Source organism: Oceanicola sp. 22II-s10i (genome assembly GCF_002210105.1).
In the GTDB taxonomy this organism is placed as follows: domain Bacteria; phylum Pseudomonadota; class Alphaproteobacteria; order Rhodobacterales; family Rhodobacteraceae; genus Pseudooceanicola.
The window spans coordinates 36,854-60,722 of record NZ_AQQU01000002.1 but is presented as its reverse complement, the minus strand read 5'-3'; the positions used below and the strand labels follow the sequence as shown (position 1 = coordinate 60,722).

Genomic DNA, 23,869 nt, shown 5'->3' with positions numbered 1-23,869 from the left:
CGGCATGAGTTACCTAGAGTATTCCGTCCAGACCACCCCGTCCGGGCCGCGCAAGATCCTCTACCTGAACTGGCCCCTCGCGCTGCTTCTGCTCGCCGTGGCCAGCGTCGGGTTCCTTATGCTCTACTCGGTCGCCGGCGGCTCCTTCGCGCCATGGGCCGAACCGCAGATCAAGCGCTTTGCTGCCGGTTTCGTCGGCATGGTGCTGATCGCCATGGTGCCGGTCTGGTTCTGGCGCAACGTGTCCGGGGTGGCCTATCTGGGCTCGCTGGCGCTGCTGCTGGCGGTGGAGCTGTTCGGCGCCATAGGCATGGGGGCACAGCGCTGGATCGACCTCGGGTTCATCCGCCTGCAGCCGTCCGAGCTGACGAAGATCACCATGGTGATGCTGCTGGCCGCCTATTACGACTGGCTGCCGGTGCGCAAGGTATCCCACCCCGTCTGGGTCGCCGTGCCGGTGTTGATGATCCTGCTGCCGACTTTCCTCGTCCTGAAACAGCCCGACCTCGGCACCGCGCTGCTCCTGCTCTGCGGCGGCGGGGCGATGATGTTCTTCGCCGGTGTCCACTGGGCCTATTTCGCCGCCGTCATCGCGGCGGGCAGCGGGCTGGTGGCGGCGGTCTTCAAGTCGCGCGGCACGGACTGGCAGCTGATCAAGGACTACCAGTTCCGCCGGATCGACACCTTCCTCGACCCGTCGAACGACCCGCTGGGGGCGGGCTATCACATCACCCAGTCCAAGATCGCGCTCGGCTCCGGCGGCTGGACCGGGCGCGGCTTCATGCAGGGCACGCAGTCGCGGCTGAACTTCCTGCCGGAAAAGCACACCGACTTCATCTTCACCACGCTGGCCGAGGAATTCGGCTTTCTCGGCGGAGCGTCGCTGCTGGTGCTTTACGCGCTGATCATCGTGTTCTGCTTCCACTCGGCCCTGACCAACCAGAACCGCTACGGCGCACTGCTGACGCTCGGGATCGGGACGACCTTCTTCCTGTTCTTCGCGGTGAACATGGCGATGGTCATGGGCCTCGCCCCCGTCGTGGGCGTGCCGCTGCCGATGGTCAGCTACGGCGGCTCGGCCATGCTGGTGCTGCTGGCGGCCTTCGGCCTGGTCCAGAGCGCCCATGTCCACCGTCCGCGGGGCCGCCGCTGATGGTCAATATCCTCTTCGCCGGCGGTTCGCACCGCTGGCCGCAGTATCAGGCCCCCCTGCGCCACGCCCTCGACGCGGCGGGCCTGAGCGAGGCGGTGCTGGCGACCGACCTGCCGCCCGCCGAGGTCGACTATATCGTCTACGCTCCCACCCCCGACGGTTTCACCGATTTCACCCCCTACACGCGCTGCAAGGCGGTGCTGAGCCTCTGGGCCGGGGTGGAAAAGATCGTCGGCAATGCCTCCCTGACCATGCCGCTGACCCGCATGGTCGACGACGGCCTGCGTGCGGGCATGATCGAATGGGTCACCGGCCAGGTCCTGCGCCACCACCTCGGCATCGACCGGCTGCTGGCCAACCAGTCCGGCGATTGGCGCCCCGAGGTGCCGCCGTTGGCCAGGGACCGTCCGGTCACCATCCTTGGCCTCGGGGCGCTCGGCGCCGCCTGCGCCGGATCGCTGACCGCGCTCGGATTTCCCGTGACGGGCTGGAGCCGCCGCCCCAAGGACCTGCCCGGCCTCACCTGCCTCTCCGGCCCCGACGGCCTGACCGAGGCGCTGCGCCGGGCTGAAATCCTCGTCCTCCTGCTGCCCGCGACGCCCGAAACGGACAGCCTGCTCGACGCCGCCCGCCTGTCGCTGCTGCCCGAGGGCGCGGTCATCCTGAACCCCGGCCGCGGCACGCTGATCGACGACGACGCCCTGCTCGACGCCCTGGACAGCGGCGCGATCGGCCACGCCACGCTCGACGTCGTCCGGCAGGAACCGCTGCCGCCGGAGCACCGCTTCTGGGCGCACCCCCGCGTGACGGTCAGCCCGCACGTGGCCTCCGAGACCCGCCCCGACACGGCCTCCGAGATCATCGCCGAGAACGTCCGCCGCGCCGAGGCGGGCGAGCCGCTCCTGCATCTCGTGGACCGCGCCGCGGGTTACTGACAGGCGAATCGACCTTGCCGACAGCACCGCGCCTGCGTCACGGGCGGACCGGGGCTCTGCCCCGGACCCCGAAGTATTTCCCGCCAGAGGAAGTAACGGAACCTTAACTCTGATGGGTCACGGTGGACCCGCGGTACAGGCAGAAGTGTCGATGACCGTGCCAGGGGAAGGCCCCTTGCCCTCGCGCAAGGGGCCGGAACCTGCTCCGGCGTTCCCCTGCTTCCTCTGGCCGAAAATACTTCCGCCGGAGGCACCGCATTTTCTTTCCGCAGGAAAGGAAATGCCCACTAAAGGCGTGCGCGCGGCACGCGCGCTCCGTGTGGTCGCGCAGGTCTCCGGGCAGCCCCGCGCCGGGTCGGATCCCTTCCGCTCTTGCCTCTTGACCTCTCCCCTCGATCGCCATACAGAGCGCGGACGGAATTCGGTGGCGCTGCATCAGGCGGCGCCCATTCATATGTATCAGGGCCCCGCCGCCCGCAGAAGATCGAGGACGAGCCATGTCGCGCCGCTGCGAACTGACCGGAAAAGGCCCGATGACGGGCAACAACGTGAGCCACGCCAACAACAAGACCCGGCGTCGCTTCCTGCCGAACCTGAACGACGTGTCCCTGCGTTCCGAAACGCTCGGCCGCAACATCAAGCTGCGCATCAGCGCCTCGGCCCTGCGCACCGTCGATCACCGCGGCGGTCTGGACAAGTTCCTCGCCAAGGCGAGCGATGCGGACCTCTCCGTGAACGCGCTGAAGGTCAAGAAAGAGATCGCGAAGGCCCAGGCCGCAACCGCCTGATTGCGCCCCGATCTTCCGTAAGATCACAGCCCCGCGCCGCAAGGCCGGGGCTGTTTCCATTTGACGCGCTTGCGCCCTGCCCGCCGCTGCCTAGTTTGCCCGCATGACGCTGCGCCCGATTCTCGCCCTCGCGCTGGCCCTGATGATGGCCGTGACCGCCCAGGCGGCGGCGATCGCACGCGGCATGCCGGGCGCTGCGGGCTACGCGGAACTCTGCACCGGCACCGGCCCGGTGATGGTGGCGATCGACGCGGACGGGCAGCCCATTGGCCACGCCCACCTCTGCCCCGACAACGCCTTCCTGATCCTGCAGGCCATCGCCCTGCCCCCGGTCCTGCCCGTGCCGGTCGCCCGCATCGGCCGGCTGGAGCGCACCCCCTACAGCACTTCGGCCCACGCCCGTCTGAGCCCCACGGCCATCGCGCGGGGGCCCCCTGTTCCGTCCTGATCCGCACACAAAGCTTCAGATTCAAGGACAGACAGATGACCGACACCATGTTCCGCCGCGCGCTGACCGCCGCGGTTTTCACCCTCGTCCCCGCAACGCTCCTCGCCGGGGACATCACCGTCGAGGATGCCTATGCCCGCACCTCGGGCATGATGGCGCAGTCCGGCGCCGCCTTCATGACGATCCACAACGCCGGCACCGAGGACGACCGGCTGACCGGCGTCGCCTCGGAGGCCGCCGCGCGGGTCGAACTGCACACGCATATCGACGCGGGCAACGGCGTCATGCAGATGCGCGAGAACGAGGACGGGTTCGAGATCCCCGCGGGCGGCACCCATGCGCTGGCCCGTGGCGGCGACCACGTGATGTTCATGGGGCTGACCGGTCCATGGGCCCAGGGCGACACCGTCACCGTGACCCTGACCTTCGAGAAGGCGGGCGAGATGACCGTCGAGATCCCGGTCGATCTGGAGCGCCAGCCGCAAGCGGCGGGCCAGATGAAACACGGCCACAAGGTGTCGAACTGAGCGTCCGCAGGCGCGGCCCCGAAAGGCCGCGCCTTACCCGGCTCAGCGGTTGCGCAGGCCGGTGATCGTCGCGGTCGGCGACAGCGCCTCGGGGTCGAGGATCAGGTGCAGGATCGCGGGCTTGCCGCTGGCCTGCGCCGCCTCGAAGGCCGCCGGGAAATCCTCCGCCGTTTCCACCCGCATCCCGAACCCGCCATAGGCCTCGGCCAGCGCGGCAAAATCCGGGTTGGTCAGGGCCGTCGCGCTGACGCGGTTCGGGAATTCGCGTTCCTGGTGCATGCGGATCGTGCCGTACATGCCGTTGTCCACCAGCACCACGATTACCGGGATGTCGTGGTGGATGCAGGTCGCGAATTCCTGCCCGGTCATCAGGAAATCCCCGTCACCGGCGAGGCAGACGACCGTCCGGTCGGGATGGGCCCGCTTGGCCGCGACCGAAGCCGGGAAGCCGTAGCCCATCGAGCCGGAGGTCGGTGCGAGATGGGTGTTGAAGCTGCGGAACCGGTAGTAACGGTTCAGCCAGATGGCAAAGTTCCCGGCCCCGTTGGTCAGGATCGCATCGTCCGGCAGTTCATCGCGCATCCATTTCAGCACCTGCCCCATCTGCAGCTTGCCGGGGTTCTCGCGCGGAACCTCGGACCAGTCCATATAGGCGGCGCGGGCCTCGGCCACCGCCTCGCCCTGGCGGGGGTTGTCGGGCGAGAGGCCGTCAAAGACCGGCGCCATGCCCTTGGGCGTCGCCACGATCCCAAGCGTCGGCTGGTAGACGCGCCCGATCTCCTCGGGGTCCGGATGGATGTGGATCAGCGTCTGCGGCCCCGAGGGGATCGGCAGCAGCGTGTATCCCTGCGAGGGGCTTTCCGACATCCGCCCGCCCATGAGCAGGATCACGTCGGCATCCGTCACGGCCTTGATCAGTGCCGGGTTCGCGCCGAGGCTCAGGTCGCCCGCGTAGTTCGGATGCTGCGAGGGCACCTGCCCCGCCCGCCGGAACGAGGCGGCGAAGGGGATGGCGTAGCGCTCGCAGAGCCCGGTGAAGCTGGCGACCGAGGCCGCGTCCCAGCGGGAGCCGCCGAAGATCGCGAAGGGCCGTTCGGCCCCCGCCAGCAGCTCGCCCAGCTTCGCCGCGTCGGTGGCGGTCGGGGCCATCTCGACCGGCGCGGCGGCAGGCGCGTCGGCGACCGTCACGACATCGGCCAGCATGTCCTCGGGCAGCGCGATCACCACCGGGCCGGGGCGGCCCTGGGTCGCCACGCGGAAGGCGCGGGCGACGAGTTCGGGAATCCGCGCGGCGTCGTCGATCTCGAACGCCCACTTGGCCATCGTGCCGAAGACCGCACCGTAGTCGAGTTCCTGGAACGCCTCGCGATAGCGCATCTCACGGCCGATCTGGCCGACGAACAGGATCATGGGCGTCGAGTCCTGCATGGCAACGTGCACGCCGGCTGCCGCATTGGTCGCGCCCGGCCCGCGGGTGACGAAGCAGATGCCCGGCCGGCCGCTCAGCTTGCCCCAGCCTTCGGCCATCATCGCCGCACCGCCTTCCTGCCGGCAGGTGACGAGGTCGACGCCGGAATCGATCAGCGCGTCGAGAACGCTCAGGTAGCTTTCGCCCGGCACGCATGAGGCGTGGGTGACACCCTGCGCGATCAGCTGGTCGACCAGGACACGGGCCCCGGTGCGTTCGGTGAGGGTGACGGTCATCGGGGCGGCTCCTTCGCTTGTTCCGGCGCCACTCTTTCCGAAAGGACGGGAAAGGGAAAGGGGGCGAGCGCCGATGCCATGCGCGCGGACAGGGGAGCATTCATGTTCTCGCCTCATGAGTGCTTTCGATTTTCCACCGATTATTTCGGCCCCGTCACGGGACTACCTGTCACGTCGAAGGACACGGCATCCTCCCCGGCCCCGAGGGACAGGGGCGTGCACACCGCGATCCGGAAATCGAACGCCGCTGCGGCGCGCGTGATGAAAGGAAGACTGATGATACTGCAAGAGACATACACCCTGCCGAACGGCGTCGCGATCCCCAAGCTGGGTCTCGGCACATGGATGATCGAGGACGACAAGGTCGCCGACGCGGTCAAGGCCGCCGTCAAGCTCGGCTACCGGCACATCGACACCGCGCAGGCCTACCAGAACGAGCGTGGCGTGGGCGAAGGCGTCCGCGACAGCGGCGTGGCGCGCGAAGACCTGTTCGTGACCACCAAGCTGGACGCCGGGATCAAGTCCTATGACGAGGCCAAGGCGGCCATCGACTGGTCGCTCGCCACGATGGGGCTGGACTACATCGACCTGATGATCATCCACAGCCCGCAGCCCTGGCAGAACTTCGCGGGCGACGACCGCTTCTTCGAGGGCAACCTCGCGGCGTGGAAGGCGCTGGAAGAGGCCTATGCGGACGGCAAGCTGCGCGCCATCGGCGTGTCGAACTTCGAAAAGGACGACCTGCAGAACCTGATCGACAATGCCGAGGTCAAGCCGATGCTGAACCAGATCCTCGCGCATGTCAGCAACACGCCCTTCGAGCTGATCGACTACATCAAGGCCAACGACATCCTCGTCGAAGCCTATTCGCCGGTCGGCCACGGCCAGATCCTCGACAATGTCGAGATCAAGGCGATGGCCGAGAAATACGGCGTCAGCGTTCCGCAGCTCTGCATCCGCTACGTCCTGCAACTGGGCCTGCTGCCGCTGCCCAAGACGGCGAACCCGGCGCATATGCAGAACAACGCGGACGTGGACTTCGTGATCTCCGACGCGGATATGGAGGCGCTGAAGAACGCCGAGCCGATCAAGGATTACGGCGACGCGAGCGTCTTCCCCGTCTACGGCGGCAAGATGTGAGCAGGTCGGGCCGGTCCTGCCCTCCCCGGACCGGCCCGATATGCCGCAGCGGCGCGCACCGGTCGACCGGTGCGCGCCGTTTTCCGTTCCGCATCCTGTCACCTGCGCCCTTCGGCTTCTCATCCACCAGTGTCCTGCGGTATGTCCGCCGGGACGCAACGGAAACAGACGAATGAGGCAGGAATGACAGCGCAGGACAAGGGGCAGAACACGATCGGGCAGGACACCGCGCGCGCGGTCAGCTGGGACATCGACGGGCTGACCTATCAGGGCCTGTCATGGGGCCCCGAGGACGGCACCCCGGTTCTGGCCCTGCACGGCTGGATGGACCACGCCGACAGCTACGGCATCCTCGCCCCCCTGCTGACCGGCTGCCACGTCGTGGCGCCCGACCTCAGCGGACAGGGGCTAAGCTCCCGCCGCGCGGCCCATGCCACCTACAACATCTGGGACGACCTGCCCCAGATCGCCGAACTTCTGGACCTGCTGGGCTGGAGCGACTGCATCATCATGGGCCATTCGCGGGGGGCCAACATCTCGTCGCTGTTCACGGCGGCGCAGCCCGAGAAGGTCCGCGCGTTCATCGCGCTGGACTCGCTGGTGCCGGCGGCGAACGATCCCGCCGACTTCGCCACGACCCTCCGCGCCTTCATCGAGGACACCCGCAGGCGCAAGACCGGCACGTTGCGCACCTTCCCGAGCCGCGACGCCTATATCCGGCGCCGTCAGGAGCAGGGAAACTCGCCCCGGACCTCCGAGGCGCTGGCCGCCCGCGCGTTGGAGGAGGTGCCGGAGGGCGTCAGGATGCGCGGCGATCCGCGCCTGTTCGCCAGTTCGGCGGTCAAGCTGACGCGCGAACAGATGGAAACCGTCCTGCGGTCGCTGCAGTGCCCCGTGCTGAACATCTGGGCCGAAACCGGGGTCCGCAAGAAGCGGCCTCAGACCACCGACCTGATCGCGCTCGCACAACGGCTGGTGCCGGTCTACGAGACGCTGGATCTGCCGGGCGACCACCATTTCCACCTCGATCCGGCGATCGCGGAACCGATCGCCGCGGCGGTGCTGGACTTCATCGACCGCCACGGACTGCGCTGACTCATGACGCCCCGCCCTTTCACGGGCGGGGCGCCACAGGCGCGGCCTCTAGCCGAAGTCGTGCCGGGACAGCGGCAGGCTGCGGATCCGCTGGCCCGTCAGGGCCGCGACCGCGTTCACGATGGCGGGCCCGACCGCAGGCAGCCCCGGTTCCCCGACCCCGCCCATGGGCGCGCCGCTTTCAAGGATCGCGACGCGCACGGCGGGCATCCGGTCCGGCCCGAGGATCGGATACATGCCGAAGTTCCGCGCCGTGGGTTCGCCGTTCTCGTAGACCAGTTCCTCCAGCAGCGTCTGCGACACGCCAAGCGCCACGGCCGACTGCACCTGCGCCTCGACAATCGCCGGATTGACGATCTGGCCGGGGTCCAGCGCGGTCCAGACGGTGTGCACACGCACCTCGCCGTCCTCGAGCGAGACCTCGGCGATCGCCGCCGCCTCGGACCCGAAGGGCGAAGCCATCGCGATCCCGCGCGCCCGGCGCGAGCCGTCCTCGGCCTCGTAGGGGCCGGGCCGCCAGCCGCCGGACAGTTCAACCGTCGCCTCCAGCAATGCCGTCAGCCGGTCGTTCCCCGCCAACAGCCCGCGCCGCATTTCATAGGGGTCCTGACCGCCCGCCGCGGCGAGTTCGTCAAGAAAGCACTCGTACATGAAGTCATGCATCGAATGCCCGACCGACCGCCAATAGCCGATGACGGCGGGGTTCGGCACGTAGACCTGGCCGATATGGCTGTTCGGAATGGCATAGGCCTTGCCCGATATGCCTTCGGTGGCCGAGGCATCGCGGCCCGGAGGCGCGCCATACCAGCGGCCCGTCGGGCCCTCGCCCACCACCTCTGCGGTCAGCGCGACGGGGCCATCGGGTCCGGGCACGCCGCGGAACCGCGCCAGTCCCAGCGGACGCGGGGCGTCACGCAGGAAGTCTTCCTCGCGGGTCCAGATCAGCTTGACCGGGCGCCCGACGGCGCGGGCCAGCGCGATGGCCTGCGGGAACGGGTTCGCGGTTTCGTAGAGGAAATGCCGCCCGAAGAACCCGCCCAGCATCTGCCCGTGGATCCGCACGTTCTGCGGCTCGATCCCGGCCGCGGCAGCCGCTGCGGTCATGAACTGCTCAGGCGCCTGGTTCGGCAGCCAGACATCCAGCGTGCCGTCTTCGTTGAACCGCGCCGTGGCCGATGGCGGCTCCAGCTGGCCATGCACGACAAAGGGGGCGTCATAGGTCGCCTCGATCACCGTCCCGGCCGCCTCGAGCGCGGCGGCGGCATCGCCCGTCGCCTCGATCTGCACCACCTCGCCCGTGGCCGAAGCCAGCGTGTCGCGGAACCCTGCGGAGGAGAAATCCTCGGGCATAGGCCATTTCGACGTGCCCGGCCCCCATTCGATCTGCGCCTCGTCGATCGCGCGGCGGGCCTGCCAGAACCGGTCGGCCACCACGGCCACGGCCCCGTCCAGTAGATGCACCGAATGCACCCCGCGCATCGCCTCGATGGCGGCCCGGTTGGTCACTTCGGTCGGCGCCAGCCCGAGGCGCGGCGCGTGCCGGACGGCGGCCAGCAGCATGCCCTCGACCTCGACGTCGATGGCGTATTTCGTCTGGCCGGTGGATTTGTCACGGACATCCAGACGGGCCACAGGCGTCCTGATCCAGCGGAAATTCGACGGGTCCTTCAGCGGGGCCTCGGCCGGCACCGGCAGGTCCATCGCGTCAGCCGCCAGTTCGCCATAGGCCAGACGCCGCCCGCTGTCGGGATGCAGCACCGCCCCCGGTTCGGTGACAAGCGTCGCGGCTTCCACGTCCCACCGGGTCGCCGCCGCCTCGATCAGCATGGCGCGGGCCGAGGCGCCCAGACGGCGCATCAGGTCGTAGGACGTCCGGGTCGAGGCGCTGCCGCCGGTCAGGCGGAAGCCGCCCATCACGCCGAACGGGCCGCCGGGGGGCGCGATCTCGACCGTGAAGCTGTCGGGCGCGAGGTCCAGTTCCTCGCCCACGATCTGGGCCATGGTGGTGTAGATCCCCTGCCCGCCCTCGTGAAACGGACTCTTCAGTAGGGCCGTCCCGTCGGGCCGCAGTTCCAGAAAAGCCTGAACGGCCGGGCCGCCCTCGGCCGCCTGCTGCCCGCGCGCGGGGCGGAGCGGCAGGGTTGCGGCAAGGACGAGCGCACCGGTTCCGGCCAGAAAGCCCCGGCGCGAGACGTTGACGGGGGTCCGCGACGCGATCCTGTCGAGAAAGGTCATGGATCAGCCCTCCGCCACGCTGCGCACGGCATCGCGGATCTTGTTGTAGGTCCCGCAGCGGCACAGGTTGGTCATCGCGTCGTCGATATCGGCATCCGTCGGCGCGGGCACATCGCGCAGCAGCGCCGTGGCGGCGAGAACCTGCCCGGACTGGCAGTATCCGCACTGCGGCACCTGATGCTCGACCCAGGCGGCGACCACGCGGCGGCCGGTCTCGGTTTCCTCCACGGTCTCGATCGTCGTGATGCGCTGGCCTTCGACGGTGTCGGCGGGCGTCACGCAGGACCGTGTCGGCTGTCCGTCGACCAGAACCGTGCAGGCCCCGCAGGCGGCGATGCCGCAGCCGTATTTCGTGCCGGTCAGGCCCAGCTCCTCGCGGATGACCCAGAGCAGCGGCGTATCCGGCTCGACATCGACTTCGTGGGTGGCTCCGTTGACGTTCAGTTGCATGGCATTCCTCTGCTGCGGCCCGGTCCCCCGCGCCGGCGCGCGGAAGGACTGCTGGTCCACAAGGTGGCTCAGAGGCTGGCAACCACAATGACCGACGCCCGATAGCGGTCATGAGACGACTTCATCAGTTCGCCGGGCAGGTTCGGCGCCTCAGCGCGACAGGGCCGCGACGATCTCCGAGGCGGTGATACGGCCCATGGCCCCGTCCTCCCCGGCGACCGTCAGCACCGTGTCATCCCCGGCCAGCCGCGCGATCACCTCGCGCAGCGGGGTGTCCGGCGCGATGACCGCGCCCTCCTGCGCACCGGTCGCGGGCGTCATCACGTCGGCAGCGCGCAGGACACCGAGTGGGTTCATGTGGGCCACGAACTCGGCCACGTAATCCGTTGCGGGTGCTGTGATAATCTCGGACGGGGTGCCGCACTGCACGATCCGCCCGCCCTCCATGATCGCGATGCGGTTGCCGATCTTGAAGGCCTCGTCCAGATCGTGGCTGACGAACAGGATCGTGCGGCGCAGGTCCTTCTGCAGCGCAAGCAACTCGTCCTGAAGCCGGGTGCGGATCAGCGGATCGAGCGCCGAGAACGGCTCGTCCATCAGCAGGATCGGCGCGTCGGTGGCAAAGGCGCGGGCCAGACCCACGCGCTGCTGCATGCCGCCCGACAGCTCGGCCACCTTGCGGTCGGCCCAGCCCGTCAGGCCGACAAGCTCCAGCTTCTCCTCCGCGCGCCGGTTGCGTTCGGCCTTTCCGACGCCGTCCAGTTCCAGCCCGAAAGCCACGTTGTCGCGCACGTTGCGCCATGGCAGCAGGCCGAAGCTCTGGAACACCATCGCCACGCATTGCCTGCGCAGCCGCCCGAGCGCCTTGGCCCCGTCGCCCGGCAGGGTGCAGCTCCAGTCGCCGTCGCGGATCGTGACCGAGCCGCGCGTCACGGGGTTCAGCCCGTTGACGGCCCGCAGCAGCGTCGACTTGCCCGATCCCGACAGGCCCATGAGGACGAGGATCTCGCCTTCCTCGACCGCCAGCGTACAGTCGTGGACGCCCAGCACCTGCCCGGTCGCCGCCTCGACCTCGGCGCGGGTCTGGCCCTTGTCCATCAACGGCAGCGCCTCGTCCGGCTTGCCGCCGAAGACGATGGAGACGCGGTCGAACTCCACAACGCTCATTTCCGCCCCCCGACCCGCAGCATCCGGTCCAGCACGATGGCCACGACCACGATGACGAACCCGCTCTCGAACCCGAGCGCGGTGTTGACCGAATTCAGCGCCCGGACCACCGGCACCCCAAGCCCGTCGGCTCCGACCAGCGCCGCGATCACCACCATCGACAGCGACAGCATGATCGTCTGGTTCAGCCCAGCCATGATCTGCGGCAGGGCGTAGGGCAGTTCGACCTTCCACAGCAGTTGCCGGGGGGTCGCGCCGAACGCCTCCGCCGCCTCGCGCAGTGCCACGGGGGTCGAGGACACGCCCAGATGCGTCAGCCGGATCGGGGCGGGCAGGACGAAGATCACCGTGGCGATCAGGCCCGGCACCATGCCGATGCCGAAGAACACGATGGCCGGGATCAGGTAGACGAAGGTCGGCAGCGTCTGCATAAGGTCCAGCACCGGCTGCATCCACGCATAGACCCGCGGCCTGTGCGCCGCCGCGATGCCGATCGGCACGCCGACGCCCATGCAGACGATGCAGGCCGACAGCACCAGCGTCAGGCTCTCCGTCATTTCCTCCCAGTAGCCCTGGTTGAGGATGAACAGCAGCCCGACCGCCACCAGAACGCAGGTCTGCCACCGGCGTTGCAGCACCCATGTCAGCCCGGCGAAGAGCGCGATGACGATCAGCGGATGCGGTGCCTGCAAGAGCCACAGCAGACCGTCGATCATCGCCTCCAGCAGGTCGGAGAGCGTATCGAAGAAGAACCCGCCCTTCCGCTCAAGCCAGTCGAAGACGGTCTTGGCCCATTTGCCGACCGGGATCTTGGTGTCGGTCAGCCAGTCGAGCATCGGGCATCCTTTTGTGTTTGTGCGTCGCCGATGGTCCGCAGGAACAGCCCGGCTTCAGAGGTCGCCGCCGCCCGGTCCCACGGACCGGACAGCGCCCGCCCCGCCCCAAAGGGCGGGCGCATCTGCGCCCCCCCTCGGGCCGGGCGCTGCCCTGCGTCACGCATCATCAGACCGAAGCCCCCGTGGCCCCGCTCACTCCAGCTCGGCCTTCACCGCGGCCACGGCGTCGCCGCCGTCCTCGGTCGTCACGCCGTCGAGCCAGGCCATCCAGACGTCCGGGTTGGCCTTCAGCCATTTCTCCGCCGCATCCTCCGGCGACTCGCCGTCGTCGAGGATCGCGCCCATGATCTCGTTCTCCATGGCCAGCGTGAACGACAGGTTGCCAAGGAACTTGCCCAGGTTCGGACATTCACCGGACAGCCCCTTGCGGGTGTTCGTCATCACCTCGGCCCCGCCGAGGTTCGGGCCGAAGTAATCGTCCCCGCCCTCCAGGTAGGTCAGTTCGAAATTGGCGTTCATCGGATGCGGCTCCCACCCGAGGAAGACGACCGGCTCGCCCTTGTCGGTCGCGCGGCGCACCTGCGCCAGCATCCCCTGTTCCGAGCTTTCGACCACCTCGAACCCGTTCAGGCCGAAGGCATCGGCCCCGATCATGTCCATGATCAGCCGGTTGCCGTCATTGCCCGGCTCGATGCCGTAGATCTTGCCCTCCAGCGCATCCTTCTGCGCCGCGATGTCGGCGAAGTTGCCGATCCCCAGATCGGCGGCCGCCTTGTTCACGGCCAGCGTGTATTTCGCGCCCTCGAGATTGGTGCGCACCGTCTCGACCGAGCCATCCTCGCGATAGGGCGCGATGTCGGCCTCCATCGTGGGCATCCAGTTGCCGAGGAATACGTCCACGTCGCCCTTGCTGAGCGCGGTGTAGGTCACCGGCACCGACAGCACCTTGATGTCCGTCTCGTAGCCCAGAGCTTCCAGCACCGTCGTCGTGGCCGCCGTCGTCGCGGTGATGTCGGTCCAGCCCACGTCCGAAAACACGACCTCGCCGCAGTCCGCATATGCCGTGCCCGCGCCCAGTGCGATTGCCAGCGCGATACCGCTCACCATGCTCCGTTTCGTCATTCAGCACCTCCATGCCTGTTGCCGCGCCTCTTGCGCGGTTATTGATTGATGAGTTAATCAAAAACATAGCGCCCCCGGCAAGTCTCCCCAGCCGGGCGCGTCGCCGCCACACTAGAGGAGATTCCCGGCCATGCCAAAGGTGGGAATGGAACCCCTTCGCCGCGAAGCGATGATCCGCGCCACGATCGAGACGATCGGCGAGGCGGGATCGCTCGACGTGACCGTCAGCCAGATCGCCAAGCGCGCCGGCATGTCCTCGGCGCTGGCGCATCACTACTTCGGCTCCAAGGACCAGATCTTCCTCGCCGCGATGCGCCATATCCTCAAGGTTTTCGGCGACAACGTGGCGCTGCGCCTGCGCAACCTCAGCGACCCCGAGGCGCGAATCCGCGCGATCATCGCGGCCAGCTTCTCCGAGGGGCAGTTCGACAAGGACGTCGTGGCCGCATGGCTGACATTCTATGTCCGCGCGATGCAGTCCGAGGACGTCGCCCGCCTGCTGATCGTCTATGCCAAACGGCTGCGGTCGAACCTGCGCCACGACCTGCGGCAGCTCTTTGACGACGAGACGGCCGAACAGGTGGCGCAGGGCCTCGCCTCGATGATCGACGGCTTCTACATCCGCCACGCCCTCCAGCCGGTCGCCCCCGACCGCGACGCGACGCAGGCGCTGGTCTGCGACTACCTGACCCTCTGGCTCGAAAGGAAAGCCCGTGGCTGACCGCCCCAATATCCTCATTCTCATGGTCGACCAGCTGAACGGGACCCTCTTCCCCGACGGCCCCGCGGACTTCCTGCACGCCCCGAACCTCAAGGCGCTGGCCGCGCGGTCCATCCGGTTCCAGAACGCCTATACCGCCTCGCCGCTGTGCGCGCCGGGCCGGGCGTCGTTCATGGCAGGCGCCCTGCCCCGTCGCACCCGCGTCTACGACAACGCGGCCGAGTTCGCCTCGGACATCCCGACCTACGCCCACCACCTGCGCCGCGCGGGCTATGCCACCACGCTCTGCGGCAAGATGCATTTCGTCGGCCCCGACCAGCTCCACGGGTTCGAGGAGCGACTGACCACCGACATCTACCCTGCCGATTTCGGCTGGACCCCGGACTACCGCAAGCCCGGCGAGCGGATCGACTGGTGGTATCACAACATGGGCTCCGTCACCGGCGCGGGCGTGGCCGAGATCTCCAACCAGATGGAATACGACGACGAGGTCGCCTACAACGCGACCCGCAAGGTCTATGACCTCGGCCGCCGCCTCGACGACCGGCCGTGGATGATGACGGTGTCCTTCACCCATCCCCACGACCCCTACGTCGCGCGCCGCAAGTACTGGGAGCTCTACGAGGACTGCGAACATCTGACGCCCGAGATGCCCGCGATCCCCTACGAGGAACAGGACCCCCATTCCAAACGCATCTTCGACGCCAACAACTGGCGCGAATTCGACATCACCGAAGACGACGTGATCCGCTCGCGCCGCGCCTATTTCGCCAACATCTCCTATCTCGACGACCACATCGGCGGGATCCTCGAGGCGCTGCGCGGCACCCGGCAGGAGGACAACACGATCATCGTCTTCTGCTCGGATCACGGCGACATGCTGGGCGACCGGGGCCTGTGGTTCAAGATGAACTTCTTCGAAGGCTCCGCCCGCGTGCCCCTGATGATCGCCGGCCCCGATGTGGCGCCGCGCCACGAGGACCGCCGCGTCTCCACCATGGATATCACCCCCACCCTTTGCGAGATGGCGGGCATCGACATGGCCGAGATCGAGCCATGGGTCGACGGCGCCAGCCTCGTCCCGATCTTCGATCCGCGCGGGTTGCGGATGGACCCGGTGCGCGTCGAATACGCCGCCGAGGCGACGATCACCCCGATGGTCTGCCTGATCGACGGGCCGTGGAAATACATCCGCTGCAATGCCGACCCCGAGATGCTGTTCCACCTCGACACCGACCCGGACGAACGCCGCAACCTGATCGGGTCTTCGCTGCTGGATACCCTGTCGGACGGCGAGGACGTGCTGGCCGCACTCCGCGCCGAGGCCGACGCCTACTGGGATCTCGACGCCTACGACGCCGAGGTCCGCCAGAGCCAGGCCCGCCGTCATGTCGTCTACGACGCGCTCAGGAACGGGTCGTATTTCCCGTGGGACTACCAGCCGCTGCAGAAGGCGTCGGAACGCTACATGCGCAACCACATGGACCTGAACGTGCTCGAAGAGAACAAACGCTTTCCGAGGGGCGAATGACCATGCGCGCCCAGCCCCCCGCCTCGCATTTCATCGGTGGTGCCTATCGCGAAGACGCAGCCGTCACGCCGGTGCCGGATCGCTATCCGTTCGACGGCTCCGTCATCGCCGAGATCCGCCCCGCCACCCGCGCCGACGTCAACCTCGCGTTCGAGAGCGCGCAGGAGGCGCAGAAGAAATGGGCCGCACTGCCCCCCGTCGAACGCGGCCGCGTCCTGCGCCGTGCTGCGGACATCATCCGGTCGCGGAACGAGGACCTGTCGGAACTGGAGACGCTGGACACCGGCAAACCGATCCAGGAAACGCTGGTCGCCGACGCGAGCTCCGGCGCGGATGCGCTTGAGTTCTTTGGCGGAATCGCGACGACGCTGAACGGAGAGATGATCCCGCTCGGCGACGACTGGGCCTACACCCGGCGCGAACCACTCGGCGTCTGCGTGGGCATCGGTGCGTGGAACTATCCCATCCAGATCGCGTGCTGGAAAGCCGCGCCCGCGCTGGCCGCGGGCAACGCGATGATCTTCAAACCATCCGAAGAAACCCCGCTAACCGCCCTGAAACTGGCGGAAATCCTTGTGGAGGCCGGGGCGCCTGCGGGCCTCTTCAACGTCGTGCAGGGCGCGGGCGATGTCGGCGCGATGCTCGTCACCGATTCCCGCTGCGCCAAGGTCTCGCTCACCGGCTCGGTCCCCACGGGCCGCAAGGTCTATGCGGCGGCAGCCGAGGGCATCCGCCACGTCACGATGGAGCTTGGCGGCAAGTCCCCCCTGATCGTGTTCGAAGACGCCGATATCGACAACGCCGTCAGCGCCGCGATCAACGCGAACTTCTATTCCTCCGGCCAGATTTGCTCCAACGGAACAAGGGTTTTCGTGGCGAAGCCGATCCTCTCGGCCTTCTGCGAACGCCTGACCGAACGCACCGCAAACGCCGTCCTCGGCGATCCGCTCGACCCCGCCACCACCATCGGCCCGATCATCAACCGCCGGCAGAAGGACCAGATCCTCGCCGCCATCGCCAAGGGCAAGGCGGCCGGCGCGGAACTGCTGTTCGGCGGAGAGGATGGCGAGGGCCTGTTCGTGCCCCCGACCGCCTTTGCCGCCGTCTCCGACGACATGGCGCTGGCGACCGACGAGATCTTCGGTCCGGTCATGTCCATCCTCTCGTTCGAAGACGAGGAAGAGGTCATAACCCGCGCCAATGCCACGGATTTCGGCCTCGCCGCCGGTGTCTTCACCGCCGATCTGACCCGCGCCCACCGTGTCGTAGCCCGGCTCGAAGCGGGCACCTGCTGGATCAACACCTACAACCTGACCCCCGTCGAAATGCCCTTCGGCGGCATGAAGATGTCGGGCGTCGGCCGCGAGAACGCCCGCGCCGCGCTGGACCACTACACGCAGGTCAAGACGGTCTACGTCTGCATGGGCGATGTCGAGGCGCCGTTCTGATGGAAGCGGATTTCGTCATCATAGGCGCCGGTTCCGCCGGATGCGCCCTCGCCAGCCGCCTCAGCGAAGACGGCCAACATTCCGTAATCGTTCTGGAAACCGGCGGCACGGATGCCGGGCCGTTCATCCAGATGCCGGGTGCGCTCAGCTACCCGATGAACATGGCGCGCTACGACTGGGGCTACCAGTCCGAGCCCGAGCCGCATCTGAACAATCGCCGCCTCGCCACCCCGCGCGGCAAGGTGATCGGCGGGTCGTCCAGCATCAACGGCATGGTCTACGTCCGTGGCCACGCTAAAGATTTCGACACCTGGGCCGAGATGGGCGCGACCGGCTGGCGCTATGCCGACGTGCTGCCCTACTTCAAGCGGATGGAGGACTGGCACTCCGGCGGTCATGGTGGCGATCCCGACTGGCGCGGCGACGGCGGACCGCTGCATGTCACGCGCGGCCAGCGCCGCAACCCGCTCTACCACGCCTTCGTCGAGGCGGGGCGGCAGGCCGGGTTCGAATTGACCAATGATTACAACGGCGAAAAGCAGGAAGGCTTCGGCCCGATGGAGCAGACGGTCTGGCGCGGCCGCCGCTGGTCCGCCGCCAACGCCTACCTGAAACCCGCCCTGAAACGCCCGAACTGCACCTTGGTCCGCGGCTTCGCCCGCCGTATCGTGATGTCCGAAGGCCGCGCCACCGGGGTCGAATATGATACGGGTGCACGGACCGAAATCCTGACCGCCCGGCGCGAGGTCATTCTCTCAGCCTCCTCCCTCAACTCCCCGAAACTGCTCATGCTTTCCGGCATCGGCCCCGGCGCCGAACTGTCCCGGAACGGCATCGAGGTGATCGCCGACCGCCCGGGCGTCGGCCAGAACCTGCAGGATCATCTGGAGCTCTACATCCAGCAGGCGGCGTCCCAGCCGATCACGCTCTACCGGTACTGGAACCTCTTCGGCAAAGCCTATGTCGGTGCGCGGTGGCTGTTCACCGGCACCGGCCCCGGCGCATCGAACCAGTTCGAAAGCGCCGGTTTCATCCGCTCCCGCGCCGGTGTCGAATATCCCGACATCCAGTTCCATTTCCTGCCTCTCGCCGTCCGTTACGATGGCAAGGCCGCCGCCGAAGGGCATGGTTTCCAGGCACATGTCGGCCCGATGCGGTCCAAGTCGCGGGGCGCTGTCACGCTGCGCTCGCCCGATCCCAAGGCTGCGCCGGTGATCCGGTTCAACTACATGAGCGACCCGCAGGACTGGGCGGATTTCCGGCACTGCATCCGCATCACCCGCGAGATCTTCGCCCAGCCCGCCTTCGATCCTTACCGCGCCGCCGAGATCTCGCCCGGTGCCGCCATCCAGTCGGACGACGCGCTGGACGATCACATCCGCGAGCATGTCGAAAGCGCCTACCACCCCTGCGGCACCTGCCGGATGGGACGCGCGAACGACCCCAACTCGGTGGTCGATCCGCAAGGCCGCGTGATCGGCGTCGACCGGCTAAGGGTCGCGGACAGCAGCGTTTTTCCGCAGATCACCAACGGCAACATCAACGCACCCTCGATCATGGTGGGCGAGAAGATGGCCGATCACATCCTCGGCCGGACCTCGCTGCCCGCCGAGAACGCTGAGCCCTGGATCAACCCGCGCTGGCGGCTGTCGGCGCGCTGAGGTCGACCTCGCCCGACATCACCAGATCGAGGAAGGCGCGGATCAGCCGGACGTCACCCCGCTGCGTCAGGTAGACGACCGCCTCCTCCATCATCAGCCCCGATTCGGGGCGGACGGGGATCGGCACCAGCCGCGAGTCGGCGCCGAACTCCGCCATGCTGACAAAGCCGATGCCGCCCCCCGCCGCCACGATCTCGCGCACAGCCTCGCGGCCCTCGGCCTCGATGGCGGGGGTCAGGGTGATGCCTGCGTCCTTGGCGGCGGCCAGCAGCTTGGCGCGGGTCTTGGAGCCCTCCTCGCGCAGCACCAGCGGATGGTCCGCCAGCTCCGCGATCGGCAGGTCCGAGCGGTCCGCCAGCGGAGAGTTGCGGGCGACGAAGGCGACGATGGGCGCTTCGTTGAGGATCCAGCCGGAAATGCCCTGAACGTCGGGCTTTTCCCCCATCACCCCCACGTCCGCCTCATACGCCTTCAGCGCCGCGACGACCTGTTCCGAATTGCCGAAGGTCATCGTCACCCGCACGCCAGGATAGCGGACCCGGAACTCGGCCAGGATGCCCAGCAGGTGGTGCGGCGCATCGGCCATGATGCGCAGATGCCCGCCCCGCAGGCTGCGCCGTTCGGTCAGGAACTCCGCCGCCTCGCGCTCGGCCTCGAACAGGCGGCGCGTGATGGTCAGCAGGTCCTCGCCCGCCGGTGTCAGGCTGACCTGCTTGCGCGAACGGTCGAAAAGTAACAGATCATAGGTCTCCTCCAGCTGCCGCACCTGATCGGACAGCGCGGGCTGCGTCAGGTTCAAGGCACTGGCAGCGCGGGAGAATCCGCCCTCGGTGGCCACGTAGTGGAATGCACGAAGCTGGGTGTATTTCATGTGTATCAGCTAGACTTATCCAAGCATACAATCAAACGATTTTTCATATATCGTTGCATGTGACAGCCTATGCGCGACTCCTGCTCATCGAGGCTGCCATGACCCTCACCGCGCCGATCCCCGACCCCGAGATGGGGGAACCGTTCCTGCTGACCCCCGGCCCGCTGACCACCTCGATCGAGGTCAAGCGGGCGATGCTGCGCGACTGGGGCTCGTGGGACGACGATTTCCGCGCCATGACGCGCGAGATGCGACAGCGGCTTCTGGCCATTGCGGGCGACGACGGGAGCTATGACTGCGTGCCGCTGCAGGGCTCGGGCTCCTACTGCGTCGAGGCGATGCTGGGCAGTTTCGTGCCGCGTGACGGCAAGGTGCTGGTGCTGGCCAATGGCGCCTACGGGCTGCGGGCTGCGAAGACGCTGGAGTATCTGGGCCGCGCCTGCACCCTGATCGACAAGGGCGACTACCTGCCGCCGCGCGGGGCCGAGGTGGCCGTGGCGCTGGCCGCAGATCCGGCGATCACCCATGTGCTGGCGATCCACTGCGAGACGTCATCCGGCATCCTGAACCCGCTGGAAGAGATCGCGGAGGCCACCCGCCGCGCCGGGCGCAAGCTTCTGGTGGACAGCATGTCCGCCTTTGGCGCGGTGCCGCTGATCGCGCCGGACCTCGGGGTCGAGGCCTTTGTCTCCTCCGCCAACAAGTGCATCGAAGGCGTGCCGGGGTTCGGCTTCGTCATCGCGCGCCGGGCCGCCATCGAGGCGGCCAGGGGCAACAGCCATTCCCTGTCGCTGGACGTGCACGCCCAGTGGGAGACGATGGAAAAGACCGGCCAGTGGCGGTTCACCCCGCCGACCCATGCCGTCGCGGCCTTCATGCAGGCGCTGAGGATGCACGAGGCCGAGGGCGGCGCACCGGCCCGGCTGGCGCGTTACACCGACAACCGCGACGTGATGGTCGCAGGCATGCGCGCGCTCGGGTTCGAGACCCTGCTGGCCGACACCTGGCTGTCGCCGATCATCGTCACCTTCTTCTGCCCGGCCGATCCGGCTTTTGATTTCAACCAGTTCTATGCCGCGATGAAAGCGCGCGGCTTTATCATCTATCCCGGCAAGCTGACCGTCGTGGACAGCTTCCGCATCGGCTGCATCGGCCGGATGGACGCAGCGATCATGCGCCGTGCCGTCGCCGCTGCCGCCGAGGCGCTGCACGGGATGGGCGTCACCAATGCCGCCCCGCCCGCCATCGCACTGGCCGAACGCGCCAAGCTTGCCGCCTGAGACCTGAGAGGACCCCGAATGAACGCCCCGACCCGCACCGCCGTCACCGTCAACGACCGCACCTATCCCTGGCCGAACGTGCCGGCCATCGCCATCTGCCTCGACGGCTGCGAACCGGCCTACCTGGAGGCCGCCATCGCCGACGGGCTGATGCCGCACCTCGCCCGGATCCGGGCGGCGGGCACGGACCGTCTGGCGCATTCCGTGATCCCATCCTTCACCAACCCCAACAACCTGTCCATCGCAACGGGCCGTCCGCCTTCGGTCCACGGCATCTGCGGCAACTACCTGTATGAGCCGGAAACGGGTCAGGAGGTGATGATGAACGACGTCCGCTTCCTGCGCGCGCCGACGGTGTTCTCCGCCTTCCAGCGTGCCGGGGCCAAAGTCGCCATCGTGACCGCCAAGGACAAGCTGCGTGCCCTGCTGGGGGCCGGGCTGAAGCATGGCGAGGGCGGCGCGATCTGTTTCTCGTCCGAACGCGCGGACGAGACGACGCTGGAGGCGAACGGGATCGACAATGCCAGCGCATGGCTGGGCCGCCCGGTGCCCGAGGTCTATTCGGCGGACCTGTCCGAATTCGTCTTCGCCGCCGGGGTCAAGATCCTGACCGAGCGGCGGCCGGACGTGATGTACCTGACCACGACCGACTACATCCAGCACAAGTTCGCGCCGGAAGACGCTGAGGCGAAAGCGTTTTACGAGATGTTCGACCGTTACCTCGGCCAGCTCGACGCGCTCGGCGCGGCCATCGTCGTCACCGCCGACCACGGGATGAAGCCCAAGCACAACGCGGCGGGCGAACCCAACGTGATCTACGTGCAGGACGTTCTGGACGAGTGGCTGGGCAAGGACGCCGCGCGGGTGATCCTGCCGATCACCGACCCTTATGTCGTCCATCACGGCGCGCTCGGCGCCTTCGCGACGGCCTATCTGCCCGACGGCGCGGATCGCGCCGACATCGTGAAACGCCTCGCCGCCCTGCCCGAACTGATCGCGGTCCTGACCCGCGAAGAGGCGGTCGCGCATTACGACCTGCCCGCCGACCGGATCGGCGACATCGTCTTGATCTCGGGCGAGAACATGACCATCGGCACCTCCGAACACCGTCACGATCTGGCCGCGCTGAAGGAGCCCCTGCGCAGCCACGGCGGGCTGACCGAGCAGGAGGTCCCCTTCATCGTCAACCGCGTCCTGCCTGACCTGCCCGGCCAGCCGGTGCTGCGCAACTTCGACGCCTTCTACTTCGCCTGCACCGCGGCCGCGTCATGAGGGACGTGGGCCACATCCGTCACGAGGCGATGCGCATCGCGGGCCGCAAGGTCAGCGCCGACGCCGCCATCGAGGTGCGCAACCCTTGGGACGACAGCCTTGTCGGCACAGTCCCCGCGGCCACGGCCGAGCAGGTCCGCGAAGCCTTCGCCATTGCAGGCGCTTACGAGGCAAAGCTGACCCGACATGAGCGGCAGAAGATCCTGCTGCGCACCGCCGAACTGCTCGCCGCGCGGCGCGAAGCCTTGTCGGAACTGATCACGCTGGAACTCGGCGTCTCGCGCGCCGATGCCCGCTACGAGGTGGGTCGCGCGGTCGATGTCTTCACCCTGACCGGCCAGCTCTGCCTGCTGGACGATGGTGAGGCGTTTGCCTGCGACATCTCCCCCAACGGCAAGCAGCGGCGCATCTTTACCCTGCGCGAGCCACTGACCGCGATTTCCGCGATCACCCCGTTCAACCATCCGCTGAACATGGTCGCGCACAAGATCGCGCCCGCCATCGCCACCAACAACTGCACGGTGGTCAAGCCGACGGAACTGACGCCACTGACGGCTATTGCGCTGGCAGATGTCCTCTACGAGGCCGGCTTGCCGCCCGAGATGCTGTCGGTCGTCACCGGCTGGCCCGGCGATATCGGCGACGAGATGATCCTGAACCCGAACGCCGACCTGGTGACCTTCACCGGCGGCGTGCCGGTCGGCAAGCTGATCGCCGCCAAGGCCGCCTACAAACGCTGCGTTTTGGAACTGGGCGGGAACGATCCGCTGATCGTGCTGAAAGACCTTTCCGACGACGACCTCGCCGTGGCTGCCGATCTTGCGGTGACGGGGGCCACCAAGAACTCCGGCCAGCGCTGCACGGCGGTCAAGCGCATCCTGGTGCAGGACAGCGTGGCGGACCGCTTCGTGCCGATGGTGCTGGAACGGGCCCGCGCGCTCAGGTTCGGCGATCCGATGGACGAGGCGACGCAGCTCGGCTGCGTGGTCAACGCGGCGAGCGCGGAGCTCTTCGACCGGCGCGTCACCATGGCGGCGGAAGACGGGGCCGATGTGCTCTATCACCCCGGCCGCCGTGGCGCGCTGCTGCCGCCCATCGTCGTGGACAATGTCCGGCCGGACAGCGAACTGGTGCGCGAGGAGACATTCGGGCCTGTCATCCCGGTGATCCGTGTTCCTGACGATGACGAGGCGGTCATGGCGATTTCCAACGGCACCGCCTTCGGCCTGTCCTCGGGCGTCTGCACCCACGACTACCGGCGGATGCAACACTATATCCGGGGGCTGAAGGTCGGCACCGTCAATATCTGGGAGGTCCCCGGCTACCGGACCGAGATGTCGCCGTTCGGCGGGATCAAGGACAGCGGCAATGGCGAGAAGGAGGGCGTGGTCGAGGCGATGAAGAGCTACACCAACCTCAAGACCTTCTCGCTGCCATGGGAGGGGTGATTTCCCTCAAACCGTTATGCGATATGGGTTTTCCGTC

At 67.8% G+C, this 23,869-nt stretch carries 21 protein-coding genes; 14 read left to right on the top strand and 7 right to left on the bottom strand.

Going from position 1 to position 23,869, the window contains the following annotated elements:
• Nucleotides 1-4: 4 nt before the first annotated feature.
• From rodA to ATO6_RS08200, 5 genes are all read left to right on the top strand, one after another.
• Nucleotides 5-1,153: a rod shape-determining protein RodA gene (gene rodA, locus ATO6_RS08220; RefSeq protein ID WP_088623513.1), complete on the top strand. Its 1,149-nt coding sequence runs from the start codon at nucleotides 5-7 to the stop codon at nucleotides 1,151-1,153.
• Entirely contained in the window at nucleotides 1,153-2,088 is a 936-nt protein-coding gene (locus ATO6_RS08215) for a glyoxylate/hydroxypyruvate reductase A (protein ID WP_088623512.1), read from the top strand. Before rodA ends, ATO6_RS08215 begins: the two co-directional genes overlap by 1 nt.
• Before the next feature lie 497 nt (nucleotides 2,089-2,585).
• On the top strand, nucleotides 2,586-2,876 hold the full coding sequence (gene rpmB, locus ATO6_RS08210; protein WP_088623511.1) for a 50S ribosomal protein L28: 291 nt from the start codon (nucleotides 2,586-2,588) through the stop codon (nucleotides 2,874-2,876).
• Between the two features lie 103 nt (nucleotides 2,877-2,979).
• Complete coding sequence (locus tag ATO6_RS08205) at nucleotides 2,980-3,324, top strand: hypothetical protein (RefSeq protein WP_088623510.1); 345 nt, start codon at nucleotides 2,980-2,982, stop codon at nucleotides 3,322-3,324.
• A gap of 35 nt (nucleotides 3,325-3,359) precedes the next feature.
• A complete protein-coding gene (locus tag ATO6_RS08200) occupies nucleotides 3,360-3,851 on the top strand; it encodes a copper chaperone PCu(A)C (protein WP_254919097.1) in 492 nt (163 codons plus the stop codon).
• 42 nt (nucleotides 3,852-3,893) lie between these two features.
• Here the strand turns inward: ATO6_RS08200 and ATO6_RS08195 are convergent, their stop codons facing one another.
• A complete protein-coding gene (locus tag ATO6_RS08195; RefSeq protein WP_088623509.1) occupies nucleotides 3,894-5,555 on the bottom strand; it encodes a thiamine pyrophosphate-binding protein in 1,662 nt (553 codons plus the stop codon).
• Nucleotides 5,556-5,831: 276 nt separating this feature from the next.
• Between ATO6_RS08195 and ATO6_RS08190 the strand changes: the two genes are divergently transcribed.
• Nucleotides 5,832-6,695 (top strand): aldo/keto reductase, encoded by an 864-nt coding sequence (locus ATO6_RS08190; RefSeq protein WP_088623863.1) that lies wholly within the window; start codon nucleotides 5,832-5,834, stop codon nucleotides 6,693-6,695.
• Between the two features lie 183 nt (nucleotides 6,696-6,878).
• A complete protein-coding gene (locus tag ATO6_RS08185; RefSeq protein WP_088623508.1) occupies nucleotides 6,879-7,790 on the top strand; it encodes an alpha/beta fold hydrolase in 912 nt (303 codons plus the stop codon).
• Nucleotides 7,791-7,838: 48 nt separating this feature from the next.
• On the opposite strand, the gene ATO6_RS08180 is transcribed toward ATO6_RS08185, so the two are convergent.
• From ATO6_RS08180 to choX, 5 genes are all read right to left on the bottom strand, one after another.
• Nucleotides 7,839-10,025, bottom strand: a complete 2,187-nt coding sequence (locus tag ATO6_RS08180) for a xanthine dehydrogenase family protein molybdopterin-binding subunit (protein ID WP_088623507.1) — start codon at nucleotides 10,023-10,025, stop codon at nucleotides 7,839-7,841.
• Nucleotides 10,026-10,028: 3 nt separating this feature from the next.
• On the bottom strand, nucleotides 10,029-10,475 hold the full coding sequence (locus tag ATO6_RS08175) for a (2Fe-2S)-binding protein (protein WP_088623506.1): 447 nt from the start codon (nucleotides 10,473-10,475) through the stop codon (nucleotides 10,029-10,031).
• A gap of 150 nt (nucleotides 10,476-10,625) precedes the next feature.
• On the bottom strand, nucleotides 10,626-11,642 hold the full coding sequence (gene choV / locus ATO6_RS08170) for a choline ABC transporter ATP-binding protein (protein ID WP_088623505.1): 1,017 nt from the start codon (nucleotides 11,640-11,642) through the stop codon (nucleotides 10,626-10,628).
• Nucleotides 11,639-12,478 carry a choline ABC transporter permease subunit gene (choW, locus tag ATO6_RS08165; protein ID WP_088623504.1) on the bottom strand — a complete coding sequence of 280 codons (840 nt, stop codon included), beginning with the start codon at nucleotides 12,476-12,478 and terminating at the stop codon, nucleotides 11,639-11,641. Before choW ends, choV begins: the two co-directional genes overlap by 4 nt.
• 192 nt (nucleotides 12,479-12,670) lie before the next feature.
• A complete protein-coding gene (gene choX / locus ATO6_RS08160; RefSeq protein WP_088623503.1) occupies nucleotides 12,671-13,600 on the bottom strand; it encodes a choline ABC transporter substrate-binding protein in 930 nt (309 codons plus the stop codon).
• A 130-nt stretch (nucleotides 13,601-13,730) separates the two neighbouring features.
• Between choX and betI the strand changes: the two genes are divergently transcribed.
• Genes betI through betA form a run of 4 tightly spaced genes read left to right on the top strand, consistent with a single transcriptional unit; the run spans nucleotide 13,731 to nucleotide 18,961 of the window.
• On the top strand, nucleotides 13,731-14,321 hold the full coding sequence (betI, locus tag ATO6_RS08155; RefSeq protein WP_088623502.1) for a transcriptional regulator BetI: 591 nt from the start codon (nucleotides 13,731-13,733) through the stop codon (nucleotides 14,319-14,321).
• Entirely contained in the window at nucleotides 14,314-15,852 is a 1,539-nt protein-coding gene (gene betC / locus ATO6_RS08150) for a choline-sulfatase (RefSeq protein ID WP_088623501.1), read from the top strand. The genes betI and betC overlap by 8 nt, the downstream gene beginning before the upstream one ends.
• A 2-nt stretch (nucleotides 15,853-15,854) precedes the next feature.
• Entirely contained in the window at nucleotides 15,855-17,300 is a 1,446-nt protein-coding gene (gene betB / locus ATO6_RS08145; RefSeq protein WP_088623500.1) for a betaine-aldehyde dehydrogenase, read from the top strand.
• Complete coding sequence (gene betA, locus ATO6_RS08140; RefSeq protein WP_088623499.1) at nucleotides 17,300-18,961, top strand: choline dehydrogenase; 1,662 nt, start codon at nucleotides 17,300-17,302, stop codon at nucleotides 18,959-18,961. Before betB ends, betA begins: the two co-directional genes overlap by 1 nt.
• On the opposite strand, the gene ATO6_RS08135 is transcribed toward betA, so the two are convergent.
• Nucleotides 18,930-19,832, bottom strand: a complete 903-nt coding sequence (locus tag ATO6_RS08135; protein WP_088623498.1) for a LysR substrate-binding domain-containing protein — start codon at nucleotides 19,830-19,832, stop codon at nucleotides 18,930-18,932. The genes betA and ATO6_RS08135 overlap by 32 nt on opposite strands.
• A 98-nt stretch (nucleotides 19,833-19,930) precedes the next feature.
• Here ATO6_RS08135 and ATO6_RS08130 point away from each other — a divergent pair, with 98 nt between their 5' ends.
• Genes ATO6_RS08130 through phnY form a run of 3 tightly spaced genes read left to right on the top strand, consistent with a single transcriptional unit; the run spans nucleotide 19,931 to nucleotide 23,832 of the window.
• Complete coding sequence (locus tag ATO6_RS08130; RefSeq protein WP_217898989.1) at nucleotides 19,931-21,112, top strand: 2-aminoethylphosphonate--pyruvate transaminase; 1,182 nt, start codon at nucleotides 19,931-19,933, stop codon at nucleotides 21,110-21,112.
• An 18-nt stretch (nucleotides 21,113-21,130) separates the two neighbouring features.
• Nucleotides 21,131-22,384 carry a phosphonoacetate hydrolase gene (phnA, locus tag ATO6_RS08125; RefSeq protein WP_088623497.1) on the top strand — a complete coding sequence of 418 codons (1,254 nt, stop codon included), beginning with the start codon at nucleotides 21,131-21,133 and terminating at the stop codon, nucleotides 22,382-22,384.
• Entirely contained in the window at nucleotides 22,381-23,832 is a 1,452-nt protein-coding gene (phnY, locus tag ATO6_RS08120) for a phosphonoacetaldehyde dehydrogenase (protein ID WP_088623496.1), read from the top strand. Before phnA ends, phnY begins: the two co-directional genes overlap by 4 nt.
• Nucleotides 23,833-23,869 lie beyond the last annotated feature (37 nt).